We start from the raw sequence: 18509 nt of genomic DNA on the forward strand, positions 1-18509 counted from the left end.
TTCCCCAACCCCCTTTATATATAGAAAAAGCCGCTCGTCTTATAGACAAGCAGCTTTTTAGTTTGTTTCATATACAATTTGACCTGTTTTCGTAATATCATATCCGCCAATCGCATTTAATTCATTATGAAATTCTTCCGATTGCAGAATGTCTTTCACAACTTCAATCAACTCTTCATTTTCTTTATTCTTCAAAATTACTAAATCATACTGTTCTTTCATGATTGGAATAAAGTCCACATTTACAATTTGCGAAAACTTTTCTGAACCTACTCCTACATCAGCTTTTCCATTTGCAACTTGCGTGGCAACACCAAGATGATTCGATTCTTCCCATTCATATCCACTAATATCAGCTTTATTTAATTTTTGGATTCGTAATTGTTCATCGACTAACACTCTAATACCAGAACCCTTTTCTCGATTCACAAACTTTATAGTGGACCCGGATATGTCAGCCCATGCCTTTATTCTCTTCGGATTTCCTTTTCGGACATAAAATCCTACATTTCTGGACAATAAATTAATCATAATGCATGGCTGTCCTACTAAAATGCGTTTTACGTAAGGAACATTATATGTACCAGTTTCACCATCAAACAAATGCAAACTAACGATACTTCCTTCTCCTTGATACATTTTCACTAAACTCGTTAAGCTACCTTGATACGCCCTTAAAACATTAGAACTTGGCAAACGATTTTCTATACGTTTAGCTAACATATCTAACGTTAGTTCTTGACCACTAATAATACACGTGTTCAAGATACTACTACCATCGTTTTTTACAGGAGTAACTTGTACCTTTCCTGTTTTCATTTGTTTTATATATTGATCTAAATCTGTTGCATCAATGCGCATCTGTCTACCAACTCTATAAGAAGGAAGTTCTCCTTTTTTAATTAAGTCGTATACAGTTAATTTTGATACTTTTAATCGCTTTGCTACTTCTTCCGTTGTGTAGGAATGATGATCCATAGACGATTCCTCACTTTCTCCTTTCATTGTAACAAAGAAAAGAATATTTCTCCTATTTTTTAAAAATAGATATATGTTCAAATTACATTCAATTATAACTAGTTATATTTAGATATAATTAGTTATAATTAGTTATAATTAGATGTATCAAAACGAAAGGGGATTTTTTTATGAATAAATTTACATTACGTTCCATCGGGGCACTTATACTTTCTTTCCTTCTTATATTTAGTGCTGCTTGTACAAGTGGGGAAAAGCATACAAAGTCAGCTGCTAAAGAGGATAAAACAGTTGAACTGACTATCTCAGCTGCTGCAAGCTTACAAGATGCATTAAAAGAAATCGAAAAACAATATAAAGAAAAAGAGCCAAATATCAAACTTTCTTTTAACTTCGGTGCTTCTGGAGCACTTCAACAACAAATTGAACAAGGTGCACCTGCTGATTTATTCTTCTCTGCAGCAGAAGATAAATTCCAAACCCTTGTAAAAAAAGGATTCATTAGTGAAAAAGAAGGGAAAAATCTTCTTGGAAATGAACTAGTTCTAGTCATCCCTAAAGATAGTTCACTTACAAAATTTCAAGATTTAAAAGATGAGAAAATCAAAAAAATTGCACTTGGTACACCTGAATCTGTACCTGCTGGCAAATATGCAAAGGCTTCTCTAACACACGAAAACCTTTGGAATGATGTTCAAAATAAAGTCGTATTTACAAAAGATGTTCGCCAAGTGTTAACATATGTAGAAACAGGGAATGTCGATGCTGGCATCGTATACAAAACAGATGCTCTCATTTCGGATAAAGTAAAGATTGGTGAGACAGCAGCAACTACTTCTCATGAGCCAATCCACTATCCTTTAGGTGTTATAAAGGAATCTAAACATAAGAAAGAGGCGACTTCATTTTATGAGTATTTGCAGTCAAAAGATGCACAATCTATCTTTAAGAAATATGGATTTACAGTTCTGTCGTAATTACTATGAGCATTGATGCTATTTTATCGCCTGTCTTTCTATCTTTAAGAGTAGCTGCGTGCGCCACTATTCTCGTTACAATTTTAGGGACAATTGTCGGGCGAGCACTAGCTCGCTCCTCATGGCGATATAAAGTACTATTAGAAACCATATTTTTATTACCAATGGTACTTCCACCAACTGTTATCGGCTTCTTTCTCATTATCATCTTTGGAAACAACAGCCCGATCGGAAAGTGGGTTGAATCATTATTTCAGCAGTCTATTATGTTCACATCTACTGCTGCGATTATCGCTTCTACAGTTGTTGCATTTCCGCTTATGTACCAATCAGCGAAAACGGGATTTTCTATCGCAAATGTACAAATTGAAGAAAGTGCTCGTGACCTTGGCGCAAGTGAATATCAAGTTTTTCTGCACGTTACACTTCCACTCGCATTTCCTGCCTTACTAAGCGGGATGATTTTGAGCTTTGTCCGCGCGCTCGGTGAGTTTGGTGCTACACTCATGTTTGCCGGGAACATTCCTGGTAAAACACAGACAATCCCAACTGCAATTTACATGGCTATTGATGCAAGTAATATGCAACTCGCCTGGACACTTGTAGTTATTACTATCGGTATGTCACTCGTATTTCTACTATGTATTCAACTTATTAATAAAAGAATCACTAACTCTTAAAGCAGCTTTTGTCGAAGCTGCTTCTTTATTTCTTAGGAAATAAAATATACCAATGGGAAATAACTGAATTTTACCTCTTATTTAAATATACATTTTATTTGAATTCACTTTCTAAAATAGGCAATTTCCTGTTATTATATGGAGGTGTTTCAAAAAATGAAGAAATGAAAACGCATTTATATTGTGAATTCTTCATCCTGTTTTAGCGATCGGTAATCTTCTACTCTATTAGTGGGGCATTACCGATCGTTAGAACGATATGTAACTATATTGGTATAGCAAACCGAAGGGAGTCTTGTAATGGACATTTTATTAGCGCTTCTTCCTGCAATTGCATGGGGAAACATCTTATTAGTAAGCGTAAAAATGGGCGGTGGTGCATATAGCCAAACGGTAGGTATGACAATCGGTGCTCTATTCTTCGCAACAATTATGTATGTATTTACTCAACCAGCTTTAACAATGACAATCTTAATTGTTGGTTTTATTTCAGGTTTATTCTGGGCTTTAGGACAAGTAAACCAATTAAAAACAGTTGAAAAACTAGGTGTTTCAACTACTGTAACGATTTCTACTGGTATGCAACTTGTTGCAACTTCTATCTTTGGGGTTATCGCTTTCCGTGAGTGGACTACTACTACAACGATCATTCTGGGAACGATTGCAATCCTATTAATTGTAGTTGGTGTTGTATTCACATCATTAGATGATAAAGAAAATGCTCAGCCACCTGGACAATTGAAAAAAGGACTTCTTACTTTAATTGTTTCTACTTTCGGCTATCTTGTATATGTAATTATTATTCGTTGGTATAATATTGATGGTTGGTCTGCTATTTTACCACAAGCAGTTGGTATGTTTGTTGGTGCGGTTGTACTGACGTCTAAACATAAACCATTTAACAAATATGCAATCCGTAATGCTTTGTCTGGTTTACTATGGGGAACTGGAAACTTATTCTTACTTCTTTCATTACCACGTGTTGGAGTAGCAACAAGCTTCCCATTATCTCAAACTGGAATCGTTATCTCAACATTTGGTGCGATTGTCTTCTTAGGTGAAAAGAAAACAAAACGTCAATTGATCTTTATTGCACTAGGTAGTGTTTTAATTATCGGCGGCGCTGTATTACTTGGTATGACAAAAGCATAATCTTATATTCTATTAGTAAACCCCTGAAGCATATATGCTTTAGGGGTTTTTCAATTCTAATTATTTTCTAGATATAATTATTTGTATGTTCTTGCCCCCTATAATTGCTCTTCCACTCTAGCAAACCAGCTACACATATAAAGAGATTAATAACAGTTAATATTAGCATGACGTATAAACCTGTGGAAATATAAATCACAATGCTAATCACGTTATACAAAATCCATAAATACCAGTTCTCTAAAATTTTTCGACTTAACATAAATTGAGCTACTAATCCTAGTACAGCATTTAAAGCGTCTAAATATGGACTTGTTGATTCTAAATAACGGATTTGATAATAGCCCCAACCAACCCAAGCAAATAACATGAAGATTATATAAATCGTCCATCCTTTTATATTTAAACGAACTGTTGCTTTTACCTCTTCCTCCCCACTACGTGCAATCCAATGATACCAACCATATATATTAAATATAAATTGAAAGGCTGCTAATACTGCCATTGCATATAAACCTTGTGTAATGAAAATATATAGAAATACCGCAACCGTAATCATGCCAAACAAAAAATTAGATACCTTTTCCCTCGCTAATAACCAAACATTAATAATCCCCATAACCGATGCAAAAATTTCAATATAACTCGATTGAATATAAAATCCAACCAATACGCAAATGATACTAGAAACAACTAAAAATAGCGGACTTCTAATCATGATCATCTCTCCCCAGATGTATAATAAATTCCCTATCATCAGTATAAGGAATAGCCCTTATATTTACCATGAATTTCCTGATTTTCATTATCCATTCCACCTACGGGAAGTCTTTTCTTTTTACAAAATTCTCTTAAAAATGGTATCGTTTTTTATAACATATTTCCACTAGAAAGGAATAAAGAATATGCTAACTAAACATCGAATTTTATTTATTGGTGCCGGTCGTATGGCAGAAGCTATATTTTCCGGATTACTTAAAACAAGCAAAGAGTACATCGAAGAAATTATCGTCTCTAATCGAAGCAACGTAGAAAAGCTAAAACAGTTACAACATCGATATAATGTGTCTACTGCAACAGATTGGAAACAGCATGTTACATCTGTTGATACGGTTGTTTTAGCAATGCCACCTTCTGCTCATGAAGAGTTATTAGCTGAGCTATCTCCGTTAATATCAAATCAACTAGTCGTAACAGTCGCAGCTGGCATTGGACCATCTTATTTAGAAGCTAGACTCCCAAAGGGCACGCCTGTTGCTTGGATTATGCCTAATACAGCTGCTGAAATTGGAAAATCTATCTCCTTATATACAATGGGACAATCAGTAAATGAGATGCATCAAGAAACCCTGCAACTGCTTTTAAAAGGTATTGGTACTTCGCAACTTTGTACTGAGGAAGAAGTTCATCAGCTTACTGCAGTTACTGGAAGTGCACCAGCCTTCCTTTATTACTTTGCTGAAAGCTTAATTGAAACAACAAAAAGTTATGGAGTCGATGAAGAAACCGCAAAACATCTTGTCATTCAAATGATTTCTGGCTCTGCTTCTATGCTCGAACAAATGCAAAATCCAGCTAACCTCCGCGAACAAGTAACAACGCCAGGTGGTTCCACAGCTGAGGGTCTCAAAACTTTATACGAATATAATTTTTCAGAGGCAATTCAAAAAGCAGTAGAAGCAACAAACAAAAAAGCTAGGGGGAAATAATATGATTTTAACAAGTTTAAAAGACTATACAACATTACATAACGGTGTAAAAATGCCTTGGTTTGGTTTAGGTGTTTTTAAAGTAGAAGATGGTTCAGAAGTAATTGATTCTGTAAAAGCAGCAATTAAAAATGGCTACCGCAGCATCGATACTGCAGCAATCTATCAAAATGAAGAAGGCGTTGGACAAGCGATTCGTGAATCCGGTGTTTCACGCGAAGAATTATTTATTACCTCAAAAGTATGGAATAGCGATCAAGGATATGAAACAACACTTCAAGCATTTGAAACTACATTAGAGAAATTAGGTCTAGAATATTTAGATTTATATTTAGTACATTGGCCTGTAAAAGGGAAATATACCGAATCATGGAAAGCATTAGAAAAACTTTATAAAGATGGCCGTGTTCGCGCTATCGGTGTGAGTAATTTCCACATTCACCACTTACAAGACGTATTTGAAATTGCTGAAATTAAGCCAATGGTCAACCAAGTGGAATACCACCCACGTTTAGCACAAGAAGAGTTACATGCATTCTGTAAAGAACATAATATTCAGCTTGAAGCTTGGTCACCATTAATGCAAGGACAACTACTAGATAATCCAACGTTACAAGAAATTGCGACAAAATATAATAAATCAACTGCGCAAATTATTTTACGCTGGGATTTACAAAACGAAGTTGTAACAATTCCCAAATCAATTAAAGAACATCGCATTATTGAAAATGCAAACATCTTCGACTTTGAATTAAGTGCTGATGATATGAAAGCAATTCAAGCTTTAAATGAAGATCGTCGCGTTGGTCCAGATCCAGATAACTTTAACTTCTAGTAGAAAAACCACTGCCCTATGCAGTGATTTTTCTGTTTGATAAAACTGAAAATTTAAACTATTTTTCATTTAGTTGACACTTCATTATTCAAGGTGTAAGATTTTGAATTATCAAAGAAACACAAAAATTAATAAAATTTATTCGTTTACTCATTGTATCAAGAGAGGTGGAGGGACTGGCCCTTTGAAACCTCGGCAACAGGTTCATTTTGAATACTGTGCCACTTCCTGCAAGCTTTATGCTTGAAAGATAGAATGAGGGACTTCGTTTATATACGGGTGCATAACTTGTACGTAAAAATCCCTCTTTCTCAATATGAAAAGAGGGATTTTTTATTTTTCATTTCCCTCATCATCATCCAAACTTAATTATTTAGGAGGAAAATCAAATGAAAAAGAAGTTTGTACCCGGTATTGCATCAGTTGTAGGAGTAAGTATTTTATTAACTGGTTGCGGTAGTTATAAAAACGAAGCAAGCGGAGCAAATGCAAAAGACGAGGCACCTAGTAAACAGGTTTTAAACTTATCTTCACCTACTGAAATACGAACAATGGATACGGCTCGTGCTACAGATACTGATTCTGGTCAAGTAATGAGAAACGTATTTGAAGGTTTGTATAATCTTGGTGAAGGTAACAAACCTGTTCCTGGTGTTGCAAAATCTCATGAAGTAAGTGGCGATAAAACGAAATACACATTCCATTTGCGAGATTCAAAATGGTCAAACGGCACTCCTGTTACAGCTAAAGATTTTGTGTTCGCTTGGCAAAGAGCCGTAGATCCAGCAACAGCCTCTGAATATGCATTTCTATTCTTTGATATTAAAAACGCAACAAAAATTAACAACAAAGAACTTCCAGCCGACCAACTTGGTGTAAAAGCAGTTGATGACCATACGTTTGAGGTAGAATTGGAGCGTCCTGTTCCGTATTTTATTAGCTTAACAGCGTTCCCAACATTTCTACCAATTAACGAGGAATTCTTTAAAGCACAAGGTGATAAGTACGCTTTAGAAGATAATACAATCTTGTACAACGGAGCTTTTACACTAAGCGATTGGAAGCACGAACAAAGCTTTAAATTCAAGAAAAACCCTACCTATTGGGATAAAGATACTGTCAAACTAGAAGAAATCAATTTTAACGTCGTAAAAGAAAAATCAACAGAAGTAAATTTATTCGAGTCAAAACAATTAGATCGTATAAAACTAACATCTGACTTCGTCGATAAATATAAAAAGGATGCTAACTTTAAAGAACGTCCAAACGTAGGCGTACAATTTTTACGTATGAATCAACAAAACAAAGTGCTTCAAAACGTTTCTGCACGCCAAGCAATTGATCAAACAATTGATAGAAAATCCTTTGTAAATACGTTATTAAATGATGGATCTACACCAACATTTGGTCTCGTTCCAAAAAACTTTGCAAAAGGACCTGAAGGAAAAGACTTCCGTACTGCAAATGGCGATTTAACAAAAGTTGATACAAAATCTGCACAAGAGTTATGGAAAAAAGCTAAACAAGAGCTTGGTTCTGAAAAGATAACATTAGAATTATTAACGAGTGATGCTGACCTTGATAAGAAAACTGGTGAATTCTTAAAAGGACAACTAGAAAAGAATCTAGATGGATTAACAGTAAATATAAAACCGCAACCGCGTAAGCAACAAGTTTCGCTTCTATTAAAAGGTGACTACGAAATCGGAATTGATGGCTGGAGCCCTGACTTTGCGGATCCAATTACATTCCTTGAGCTATTTACAACGAATAACCCTTATAACTTAGATCATTACTCTAATAAGGAATTCGATGAAACAATAGCAAAAGTGAAAACAACTTTAGCTGGTGATGAAAAAGCTCGCTGGGAAGCATTACTAGCATCCGAGAAAATATTATTTAAAGACTCTGTTATCGCTCCTCTTTACCAAAAAGGCGAATCTTATTTAGAACGTTCTTATGTGAAAGGAATTGTGCAAGTAGACTTTGCAGGGCAATTAAACTTCAAGTGGGCAAAAATTGAAAAATAAAGTGAAACTTTAATAAGTGGGGGTTTCTTCATCCCCACTTATTATTAGCCCACACCAATTGTTTTTTTAGCAAAATATATTAAAAATAGATTCTCTCACACATGAGAATCCGCTTTTTCAATATATTATTCTAAGAAATTAACAATCTATTTTTATTATCGACATATAGTTCTTTCCAGTGTTAATATTCCAAATAATCAAAGAAACGAAATATTTCACCATCAAAATATAATGTCTACTACGTTGAAACATATAACGATAGATTATAGATCAACATGTATATACATATAGAACACCTGATTACCTATAAACAAATATTTATAATAGGTTTTATCTCCTTCTATAGCTACTTCAAGACATGGACATTATGACGTTACGAACAACACATTTAGGGAGGAACGAACAATGAAGAAAAAAGTTATACCTGTTGTTGCATCTGTTTTAGGGGCAAGTCTATTACTAACTGCTTGCGGGGGAAATAAGGATAATGCAAGCGGAGCGAAAGCAAACGATAAAGCACCTGATAAACAGGCAATTAACTTATCATTCGCTTCAGAAATTCCAACAATGGATGTTGCAAAAGCAACGGATGGGGAATCCATGAACGTAATGCGCAATGTTTTTGAAGGGTTATATGCAATGGGAGAAGATAATAAACCGGTTCCTGGTGTCGCTGAGTCGGTTGACATTAGTCCCGATAAAACAAAATATACATTCCATCTGCGTGATTCAAAATGGTCAAACGGTACTCCTGTTACAGCAAAGGACTTTGCCTTCGCTTGGCAACGTGCCGTAAATCCTGATACAGCAGCTGAATACGCATTCTTATTCTTCGATATAAAGAATGCGAAACAAATAAACCAAAAACAATTGCCAATTGATCAACTAGGGGTCAAAGCTGTTGATGACAAAACGTTAGAAGTGCAACTAGACCGTCCTGTTCCCTACTTCTTAAGCTTAACGACATTCTCAACATTCTTACCAATTAATGAAGAGTACTTAAAATCTCAAGGTGATAAATATGGTTTGGAAACAAATCATTTAATTTACAACGGTGCTTTCACATTAGAGAACTGGAAACATGAACAAAGCTTCCAATTGAAGAAAAACCCTAACTATTGGGATGCTAAAACGGTAAAATTAGAAGAAATCAACTTCAATGTCGTTAAAGATAAGTCTACAGAAGTGAACTTATATGATTCAGGACAAATTGATCGTGTTGCTTTAACTGCAGAGTTTGTTGATAAATATAAGAGCGATCCAAACTTCAAGGAACGCGCTGAAGTCGGCATTCAATTCTTACGATTAAATCAAAAAAATGAAACATTAAAAAATCAACATGCACGCCTTGCTATTAACGGCGCAATGAATAAAAAAGCTTACGTAGAAACAATTTTAAATAACGGCGCTGTTCCAGCTGAAGGAATGGTTCCTGCGAAATTCGCAAAGAGCCCAGAAGGCAACGACTTCCGTAAAGAAAATGGAAATCTAGTCAAGGATGATGTGAAAACAGCGAAAGAAAACTGGAAAAAAGCAAAACAAGAACTTGGTACTGACAAAGTAACAATCGAACTATTAACAAGTGACAATGCTTTAGCTAAAAAGACTGGTGAATATTTAAAAGGTGAATTAGAAAAGAACTTAGACGGATTAACAGTGAATTTAAAACCACAACCACGTAAACAACAGCTAAAACTACTATTAAGTGGTGACTATGAAATTGGTATTGACGGCTGGGGCCCTGACTTCGCTGATCCAATTACATTCTTAGATCTATTTACAACAGATAGTGCTTATAACTTCGATAAATACTCTAACAAAGAGTACGATGAGCTAATTCATAAAGTGAAAACAGATTTAGCTGGCGATGAAAAAGCACGCTTTGAAGCAATGAAGCAAGCTGAAAAAATTCTATTACAAGACGGCGCTGTCGCTCCTTTATACCAACAAGGTCGTTCTTACTTACAACGCTCTTTCATTAAAGGACTTGTAACAACTGACTTCGGTGGTGAGTTTAACTACAAGTGGACAGAAGTTGCAAAGTAACAAAAGTAAAAGGTATCCCATGAAGGATACCTTTTTACTTTTATACAACTTTAACTACAGAGCTTCCTCTTCCCTTTGCCATTCCTTTTATAGCTAAAATCATACCTGCTACTAATTGTATAACCAATACAATAACTAATAATGAAATAATATTTCTTTCTAAACTAACTCCTCCAAATATTATTGTATAATAGCCATTTCCTGCATATATTGCAGGAAATAATTCACTGATTGTTTGGTATGTTTTAGAAAGCATTTCATGTGGTACAATTACACCCAAACTTACAAGTTGTAACGATAGTGAGATGATATTGAAAATCATACCTGCATCTCCAAAAACAGTTACAACCATTTGTGTTAATGAAAGAAAGGCGAAGAAGACTATTGTCAATAATCCTCTTTTCCTTCTTTTTGCATTGAACCAAAACTCATCATACATATAAACACAAACATCAAATATGTTCTCCACGTCAAAGAAGGTATATGCCCTGACCAAAGATAGCTAACTAAATAATTAACTCCCATAATACAAGACGATATTACTAAACTAATACTTATTAGTTTTACATATTTGAGCATATCTTTTCTCCTTGTTTTTTATTTTTCTACTTCTTCAAATTGTAGATTCACCGGCTCTTCTAAAAGTGTTTCATAAAAGTTCTCTGCCAAATCTGTTGAAGGAATTTTTTCATCTACTTCATCAAATCGAATACTATCTAGCCACACACAACCTTCTCCTGATAATAAAACACCAAATGCAATACCAAGTGCTTCTTCTTTTATATCTAATACAACCGAGTACGATTGCCAGTTATTCGTATTTTTAATGGGGCGATTTTGCATATTATCCATAGCGAGCGGTTCTGTATCTTTTCCATCTACTCGCATCCACAATCCTGCCCAATCTCTTACATTTTCACTCTTAATAAATGCTGTAAAACGTAATCTCTTTCCTACATATTTATCCGCTCGGAACATTTGCATTAATGTTGAAAATCCTCCGTGCGTAACATTCTCTTTTGCTTTTATGTATGCAGATACTTTCCCATGATGGACAACTTCATAATCTAAACCCATCTCATATTCAGCAGGATGACTTCCACTTAAGATCCATCCTTTCGGTATACCTTTTTGCATTGAAACACTCTCTCTTTCTATATAAAATGACTGAAAGTACTTTCGATATTTCTTTGGTGGCAATTGAAACATTCTTTTAAAAGCTCTCGTAAATGCCTCTTGTGAGGAAAAACCGTATTGCACTGCAATATCAATAACAGCTCTCTCCGTTGACACTAAAACTTGCGCAGCATGAGTTAACCTTCTCTTTCGAATATAATCTGTTACACTCATCCCAACATATCTTTGAAAGATGCGATGAAAATGGTACATCGATACTGCACTGTGAGATGCCACTCTTTCTGTTGTAAGCTCCTCATGTAAGTGATTCTCTATATATTCAATTGATTTTTTTATTATCTCTTTATATTCTTCATGCATTTTAGCCCCTCCTCACAACTTCAATTTACCATATACATACAAATCTTTTTTGATTTAAATTGCGGATTAGCCCTTGCAACTACAGAATAATAATTTATTTTCAACACATACATAATTACATGTTTTTGGGAAAAACTTGTATAGAACGAATTTACATAAGGAGGAATTTATAATGAGAATTCTACTATCAGTTTTATTAGCTCTTATGCTAGTACCTGCATTAACAGGATGTAAAGCTCCTGCAAAAGAAGACACAACTTCTAATAAAAAGACGACTGAAGAAGCAAAAAATGAGGCTCCTGCAGATTTAAAACTAAACTTCAATGAATTCGATTTAAAGGCAGACTACCAAGATACAAAGAAAGACTACGAAGCAGACTATAAAAATGTAGCAGCTGATAAGAAAATGGAAGCAAAAATTGAAGATCATAAAGCAGATGTAAAATTAACAGGAGACGAGGCTATCACAAAATTAAGCCCACTCTTACAAGAATTAAAATTTGATAAAAATACTGCTGACCAAGAAGTAATCGATCAAGTAGTGAACGTGTTCAAACTTGATAAAGACTATCAAAAATTTGATTTAGAAGTTGTCTTCTCTGATGGAACGAAAAAAGAATACAAAAGAGAAATAAAATAAAGAAGTAGGCGGTAGTAAGAAGAAAAAATAACCTTGCACAGGCAAGGTTATTTTTTCGTTTCTGCTTGAAAACGTTTATAGTATGTCGATGCTGTTGCAAAATTAATTTCTATATCACGAATCAACGATGAATCTTCTTCTTTAGCTAACTTCTGTAATTTTTTCATTGCTTGCTCCGATTCATTCAAGAAACCAACATATACTTCATGTTCTTGCTCTTTCGACTTCGGAACACGAATTTCTTTACGTATATGATCAATATCTTCTAACATGCTCGTTGTTACCTTTTGCACATCTTCTTTATATGTAGCAGTCGTTATTTCCTTACCGCCCTTTTCTTTTGCTACTTCAAATAACTGCAGTGCTTTATTAATTTCTTTATTCATTTTCATATCGTATTTTTCATGTACTGCACGGTATTCTTTCATCTCTTCTGTTTGTTCTGTAGATTGCTCTACCTTTTCTTTCGGTTCTTTCGTATCTTTATTTCCATTACATCCTGCTAGAAGGAGCATTCCTCCCATTACGGCAATACCCAAAACCTTCTTCATCTCTTCTTCTCCTTTTATCTACAACTATTACTCATTATAGTTTCTTTTATCTCCACTTGTTATTATACCGAGAACATCCTACTTTTTACACTTAAGACGACACCGTAATATATATACCAACATGTTTGTCACAGTATCGTCACTTTATACAAATAACTTTTGCAATGCTTTACTACATCACCTTACAAAACTGTATGAGGTATTTCAAAGAAATGAAAAAAGAACTGATTCAAACATTCCCTTTGAATCAGTTCTTTTTTGTTAAGCCTCTAGATTTTGTTTTTGCTGCAGTTCAAACTGTTTCTCACTTCTTCTGGCCATAAATAGATAACATAACACTGCTCCTACTTCACAAAGCGCAATAACAATACCCATCGGTAATGCTGTATTACTTCCACCGATACCTACTAGCGGAGCAACAAGAGCTCCTGAAATAAACTGTAATAAACCTAATAAAGCTGATGCTGTTCCTGCAGCTTGTTTCTGATTTCTCATCGCTAATGAGAACCCAGTTGTTGATACAACCCCGACACTTGATACGACAAGGAATAACGAACATAAAACACCAATTAAACCTATTCCTAGTACGATTGTCAGTAGTAAAGATAGGCCACCAACAGCTGCGATAATAATACCCGCAACAAATAATGTCTTCTCATTCACTTTCCCCGCTAAACGACCCGTTACCTGACTAGCAATAATAATACCGATGCCGTTAATCGCAAAGAATAAACTAAATTGCTGTGGTGATGCTCCGTATATGTTCTGCAACACAAATGGTGAGCCCGAAATGTATGCAAACATTGCCGCTGTTACTAATCCTTGTGACAATGCATATCCCATAAACAGACGGTCCTTTAACAATTTTCCGTACGTCGCCAAAGTCCCTGACAAACCACCCGTTTCTCTTTCTTCAGGAGGTAATGTTTCACGCAATACAAAAGTAGCTGAGATTAACATGAATACGCTAATTGCTCCAAGAACGATGAAAACACCGCGCCACGTTGTAAACTGTAACAATTGACCCCCAATAATCGGTGCCAAAATAGGTGCTGCTCCGTTTACTAACATAAGCAGTGAGAAAAACTTCGTCATTTCAGAACCTGAGTACATATCTCTTACCATCGCACGTGATATAACAATCCCGGCTGATCCTGAAGCTCCTTGTAGGAAGCGCAATAATACTAATGTCCAAATAGATGGCGCAACAGCACAAAGTAAAGAAGAAGCAACATAAATAATAAGAGCAATAATAAGTGGTTTGCGTCTTCCGTAAATATCACTAATTGAGCCAACAAATAATTGCCCTACTGACAACCCAAGCAAACAAGCTGTTAATGTAAGCTGCGCTAGCGATGCACCTGTTTGCAAGTCATCCGTTAACTTCGGTAATGAAGGCAAATACATATCAATAGATAATGGCCCAATCGCCGTAAGTGTCCCTAATACAAGAATCATCCACAACCTGTTTGCCTTTACAGGTTTATATATTTCGTGATTAACTTCATTCACTTTTTCAATTCACCCTTTCCTATACACACTGAATCGTAACAATTATAGTTACATCATAAACATACGTCAAGTACAGTGCATTTTCCTCTTTCATAATGTAAAAAAAGCGATAGAAATTCTACCGCTTTACTTTTTCACATTGCTATTCGTAAATTTAGATACCGAGGCCATCGTCTCTCCCGTATCTAAATATGTAATTTGAATTGGGTCTCCTACTTCTGTAAACATAGCATATGGGAATTTCTTCACTGGTATCATAAATACCTTTTGTTCATTCTCTAAAAGTACGTACACGATTGTATTTTCACCTGATTTTTCTTTATATACACGTTGTACAATACCTTCTTTTTGCGCTTCTTTTCCTGTTGAGGTTGGTCTAAATGTATCACCATTACCGCTCATTACGTTTTTATAATTCTCAAGCGCTTCTTTCTGCGAAGAACCTGTCGCAAATATTTTTGCATTAGCAGCATATACAACTGTATGCGCACGTACTAGGCCTCCGTCATCAACAACCGGAATAATCCAAGCTGGTTTTCCGTATACGTTATAAATGACAGGCATTGTCCCATGCCATTTCTCTCTCTTAAAGGAATTATCCACTACTTCTGTAGCTGCTGAACCATCCATAATCCCCTTTACTTCTTTTCCATTATAATAATATAGCTTGCCTGTGCGTGCATCTACTAATGAATAGCCTAGAGCTGAATCTACTCCTTCTTTTGGAGAAGTAAAGTCTGTAAAATAATACAGTGTTCCATCTTTACCAAAAATCGGGGTCACGCCTTCTTTCGTTCCCCACTCAGTCGGAATTTTCATATCTGTTTGTGAGAATTTCGTATTCCAAAATCCGTGAATATATTTACCAAAGTACGTATTTAACGTAGATGCAGTCTCATGATTTAATACACCATCAACAAATTTAGGTGCCTTTCCTTTATCATATCTTTTCACTTCACCTGTTTGTGCATCTACTACGACAACACCTTCTACCTCAAATCCAGATCTTCCTGAAATAAATTCACCGTACGTCATTGTATAATATGGTTTTCCTTTATCATCAACCTCAAATTTAGGTTTTCCTTTAAAGATTAAATTTGGTTCTGCTTGCCTTACCACACGCTCTAAATTATTACCAAAAAACATGCTTGGCACATATTTCATTTTATAACCGAGGTGCAGTTTCGCTTCCGCATCAGGATTCGTACCTGACATCGTTACATACCCTGGAATTGTCTCAGCTTTACGTGCTTTAAAAAACCCTGAAACTTCAATCGGCGCTACATATAAAGCTTCGCCGTTTACCATTTGTGGCGTTAATTCTCCTAGCTCAAAATAAGCTACTTTTGGAATATCACCAAATACTTTTTTCATCTTATTCTCCGCTGTCTTTGGCGGCACTGTAAACGGCTGGTCATTTTCAGTAAATGGCTCTGAAATATCTTTCTCTACCTTAACAACAGAATCATATTTCTTTTGCGAGATTACTATATCGTGCAAATAACCAAAGTAGCCGTAACTTGCGAGTAAAATAAACATTAGAAGTCCTTTTAATGCACCTTCTAATTTCCCTATTTGATCTTGTGAAAATAAAACAAGCCCAATTAAAATTGCTACTGCAACAGAATAATGAGTAAGAATCGAATCTACTCGATCATCAATTAGCCAAAAGTATTCATAGATTGCAATACCTATCCAAAATAAAACAGGAATAACTAAAATAGATGATTTCTTACCCTTTACAACCTTCTTATCTCCCTTCTTATCCACTGCTCGAAGCTTACTACTACTTCTTGTCCATGGAATCAAAAACAAAGTAAGAATAGCTAAAACTACAAATTTCATCAAAGGCACTGTCCCCTTTTCTTTTGTATTCCCTTTTAGTATAACAAATAAAGGTTATTAAGGTGAAAATAGGAATAGTTATATTTTTTTACTACTTAATACAATCCCGCTCACTACATATAGAATAGATGCAATATAAAAAATTGTACCAATCGTAAAGAAATCTACTAAATATCCCGTGGCAATAACCGCTACTGCTCCGCCAATGGATGTCCACACATGGTATTTTCCAATCTCATAACCAGCCTTTTCCTGCGCAACCTTTCGTGCTAACGAAGTCTTCTCAGTATTACGCTGCACAGCACCTAAAACGCCCATTACAATTTGAAGAATATACACATGCCAAACTTCCGTGGCAATTGGAAAGCAAAGCATTAAGATTGCCATGGACCAAGCATATATGATTAATAATTTTTTATCCCCTACTTGATCAGATACCTTTCCCACTAGTGGATATACAAGTGCTGATGTTAAAGCAAATAAGCCATACGCCCAGCCAAATTGCGAGAAGCTATTTCCAACGTTTCGAAGCAATAATATATAAAAAGGAAATACCATACTTCCTGCCATCATGATGATACTTTGCGAAGCCACAAATCTTCTATATGTCATTTCGTATACTCCCTATAAAATAAATTCACAAATCTCTCTTCTGAATCTATTTCCTTCTTTTTCTTGAGAAATTCTTCAATGCGAGGATATGCCCTCTTTAACTGCTCTTTCGTTGGATAAGAATAATACGGCAAATAGTAACTACCATTATGCTTTAAAGTAATATCAATCATCTTTCGAATGACATCCTCTGTTTTCTTTATCTCACTCTCTGAGCGTCCCTGGTTAATCAAAAGAACCAGCGCAAACATATCATCTTTCGCATAGGACAAAACTGCATTTTCATTCTTTTCCACGTAACGAATCGTAATGTTGAGTAAATTAAACTCATCTTCATTTAATACGTTACGTAAATCATCTATATACTCTGTGAAAGCATCTATAGGTACAAAGTATTCTTGTAACACTTCGGTCCTATTTGGATTTTCATATTCCATAAAAGCACTATCTGATCTCATAACATTATTACGCGTCTCATACTTTCCATCTGTACGTTCAAAATAACCTCTTTGTATATCCCAAAATGTATTCTTTCCCCAATCACTATAACGTGATAACCCAAGCAAAAATTTCGGTGCAGCTATAATATTTTCTTCCTTTAATTCACTGTACTCTTCTCTCATATTTTGATTTTGTGCCAAAGTATAATCTGTCACATACATCTCTTTTAAAAATGAATTTGGAGCAACAGAAATACGCGCTAAGTGCATACGAACATTCTCATCTCTTTTCACTTTCTCTTTGAAATAAGATGCGTATTCTTTATAATCTATCATTCTCGTGTGCATTTCATATAATTCATCATCTGTTAACTTCAGCGTCACATCTAAAATAACTCCAAATAAACCGTAACCCCCAATGACATATGGAAATAACTCTGCATTTTCTTCTCTACTTACATTACGTACCGTGCCATCTGCCATTAACAATCTAAATGAATCTACTGTATCAATCAGTGCCTCATGACGAATATCACGCCCGTGTACATTTACACTTAATGAACCGCCAACAGTAAAAATATTTTGAGACTGCATGACCTGTACCGCAAGGCCATAAGGATTTATTTTCTTCTGAATATCATTCCAGGTGACACCACTTTGAACTGTAATCCGCTTCTTCTCTGGATCAAATTCTAATATTTTATTATATCCTTTCATATCGAGCATCGTGCCATTCGGATAATATGTCTGTCCTCCTTGGCTATGTTGCATGCCTGCGATGGAAATTTTCTCTCCTGAAACTTTTGCATCTCGCACTAATTTTATTAACGAGTGCTCTTCCGTAGCACTTTCAACACGTTTTATTTTTGTCGGAAGCAATTTACCTACATCACTCATAATAGGATGATCAATTTGTTTTTTATACGTATGTACAGACGTTGCAAGCAAAACCGTATATGCGACAATGACCACTGCTATCTTTCTTTTTTTCAAAGGACACTCTCC

At 35.3% G+C, this 18509-nt stretch carries 18 protein-coding genes and 1 riboswitch; of the genes, 8 read left to right on the forward strand and 10 right to left on the reverse strand.

Going from position 1 to position 18509, the window contains the following annotated elements:
• Window positions 1-57: 57 nt before the first annotated feature.
• Window positions 58-978 (reverse strand): substrate-binding domain-containing protein, encoded by a 921-nt coding sequence (locus B9A45_RS00595; protein ID WP_001987638.1) that lies wholly within the window; start codon window positions 976-978, stop codon window positions 58-60.
• A 170-nt stretch (window positions 979-1148) separates the two neighbouring features.
• Between B9A45_RS00595 and modA the strand changes: the two genes are divergently transcribed.
• The 3 genes from modA to B9A45_RS00615 all read left to right on the forward strand — a co-directional run bounded on the left by modA (window position 1149) and on the right by B9A45_RS00615 (window position 3787).
• Complete coding sequence (gene modA / locus B9A45_RS00600) at window positions 1149-1955, forward strand: molybdate ABC transporter substrate-binding protein (RefSeq protein WP_084063799.1); 807 nt, start codon at window positions 1149-1151, stop codon at window positions 1953-1955.
• Between the two features lie 5 nt (window positions 1956-1960).
• The gene (modB, locus tag B9A45_RS00605) at window positions 1961-2635 is read left to right on the forward strand and encodes a molybdate ABC transporter permease subunit (protein ID WP_000020526.1); all 675 of its coding nucleotides are present in this window, start codon (window positions 1961-1963) and stop codon (window positions 2633-2635) included.
• Between the two features lie 300 nt (window positions 2636-2935).
• Entirely contained in the window at window positions 2936-3787 is an 852-nt protein-coding gene (locus B9A45_RS00615; RefSeq protein ID WP_000353544.1) for a GRP family sugar transporter, read from the forward strand.
• A 67-nt stretch (window positions 3788-3854) separates the two neighbouring features.
• Here the strand turns inward: B9A45_RS00615 and pnuC are convergent, their stop codons facing one another.
• Window positions 3855-4505: a nicotinamide riboside transporter PnuC gene (gene pnuC, locus B9A45_RS00620; RefSeq protein ID WP_053514335.1), complete on the reverse strand. Its 651-nt coding sequence runs from the start codon at window positions 4503-4505 to the stop codon at window positions 3855-3857.
• A 187-nt stretch (window positions 4506-4692) separates the two neighbouring features.
• Here pnuC and proC point away from each other — a divergent pair, with 187 nt between their 5' ends.
• The 4 genes from proC (at window position 4693) to B9A45_RS00645 (ending at window position 10407) form a co-directional block, all read left to right on the forward strand.
• A complete protein-coding gene (gene proC, locus B9A45_RS00630; RefSeq protein WP_065702683.1) occupies window positions 4693-5496 on the forward strand; it encodes a pyrroline-5-carboxylate reductase in 804 nt (267 codons plus the stop codon).
• 1 nt (window position 5497) lies between these two features.
• Window positions 5498-6331, forward strand: a complete 834-nt coding sequence (locus B9A45_RS00635; protein ID WP_000604196.1) for an aldo/keto reductase — start codon at window positions 5498-5500, stop codon at window positions 6329-6331.
• A 152-nt stretch (window positions 6332-6483) separates the two neighbouring features.
• Window positions 6484-6588, forward strand: a riboswitch (SAM riboswitch).
• A gap of 132 nt (window positions 6589-6720) precedes the next feature.
• Window positions 6721-8361 carry a peptide ABC transporter substrate-binding protein gene (locus tag B9A45_RS00640; protein ID WP_000726474.1) on the forward strand — a complete coding sequence of 547 codons (1641 nt, stop codon included), beginning with the start codon at window positions 6721-6723 and terminating at the stop codon, window positions 8359-8361.
• A gap of 405 nt (window positions 8362-8766) precedes the next feature.
• Window positions 8767-10407 (forward strand): peptide ABC transporter substrate-binding protein, encoded by a 1641-nt coding sequence (locus B9A45_RS00645; protein WP_000730942.1) that lies wholly within the window; start codon window positions 8767-8769, stop codon window positions 10405-10407.
• A 40-nt stretch (window positions 10408-10447) separates the two neighbouring features.
• Here B9A45_RS00645 and B9A45_RS00650 read toward each other — a convergent pair whose 3' ends face one another.
• The 3 genes from B9A45_RS00650 to B9A45_RS00660 are packed head-to-tail and all read right to left on the reverse strand — an operon-like array spanning window position 10448 to window position 11904.
• On the reverse strand, window positions 10448-10798 hold the full coding sequence (locus B9A45_RS00650) for an ABC-2 transporter permease (RefSeq protein ID WP_000156942.1): 351 nt from the start codon (window positions 10796-10798) through the stop codon (window positions 10448-10450).
• Window positions 10795-10986 (reverse strand): hypothetical protein, encoded by a 192-nt coding sequence (locus B9A45_RS00655; protein WP_000922552.1) that lies wholly within the window; start codon window positions 10984-10986, stop codon window positions 10795-10797. The genes B9A45_RS00650 and B9A45_RS00655 overlap by 4 nt, the downstream gene beginning before the upstream one ends.
• Window positions 10987-11004: 18 nt before the next feature.
• Window positions 11005-11904, reverse strand: a complete 900-nt coding sequence (locus B9A45_RS00660) for a helix-turn-helix transcriptional regulator (RefSeq protein WP_084063801.1) — start codon at window positions 11902-11904, stop codon at window positions 11005-11007.
• A gap of 172 nt (window positions 11905-12076) precedes the next feature.
• Between B9A45_RS00660 and B9A45_RS00665 the strand changes: the two genes are divergently transcribed.
• Window positions 12077-12544, forward strand: a complete 468-nt coding sequence (locus B9A45_RS00665; protein WP_001221553.1) for a YusW family protein — start codon at window positions 12077-12079, stop codon at window positions 12542-12544.
• A 47-nt stretch (window positions 12545-12591) separates the two neighbouring features.
• Here the strand turns inward: B9A45_RS00665 and B9A45_RS00670 are convergent, their stop codons facing one another.
• The 5 genes from B9A45_RS00670 to B9A45_RS00690 all read right to left on the reverse strand — a co-directional run bounded on the left by B9A45_RS00670 (window position 12592) and on the right by B9A45_RS00690 (window position 18497).
• Window positions 12592-13095, reverse strand: coding sequence for a hypothetical protein (locus tag B9A45_RS00670; protein WP_000756517.1), 504 nt, complete (start codon window positions 13093-13095; stop codon window positions 12592-12594).
• Window positions 13096-13356: 261 nt separating this feature from the next.
• The gene (locus tag B9A45_RS00675; protein WP_223153447.1) at window positions 13357-14616 is read right to left on the reverse strand and encodes a multidrug effflux MFS transporter; all 1260 of its coding nucleotides are present in this window, start codon (window positions 14614-14616) and stop codon (window positions 13357-13359) included.
• Between the two features lie 117 nt (window positions 14617-14733).
• Window positions 14734-16452 carry a DUF3981 domain-containing protein gene (locus B9A45_RS00680; RefSeq protein WP_084063802.1) on the reverse strand — a complete coding sequence of 573 codons (1719 nt, stop codon included), beginning with the start codon at window positions 16450-16452 and terminating at the stop codon, window positions 14734-14736.
• Window positions 16453-16530: 78 nt separating this feature from the next.
• On the reverse strand, window positions 16531-17064 hold the full coding sequence (locus B9A45_RS00685) for an MFS transporter (RefSeq protein WP_000222367.1): 534 nt from the start codon (window positions 17062-17064) through the stop codon (window positions 16531-16533).
• Complete coding sequence (locus B9A45_RS00690) at window positions 17061-18497, reverse strand: FAD-binding oxidoreductase (RefSeq protein WP_142263035.1); 1437 nt, start codon at window positions 18495-18497, stop codon at window positions 17061-17063. Before B9A45_RS00690 ends, B9A45_RS00685 begins: the two co-directional genes overlap by 4 nt.
• Window positions 18498-18509 lie beyond the last annotated feature (12 nt).

Source organism: Bacillus sp. JKS001846, from assembly GCF_900176455.1.
Lineage (GTDB): Bacteria > Bacillota > Bacilli > Bacillales > Bacillaceae_G > Bacillus_A > Bacillus_A cereus.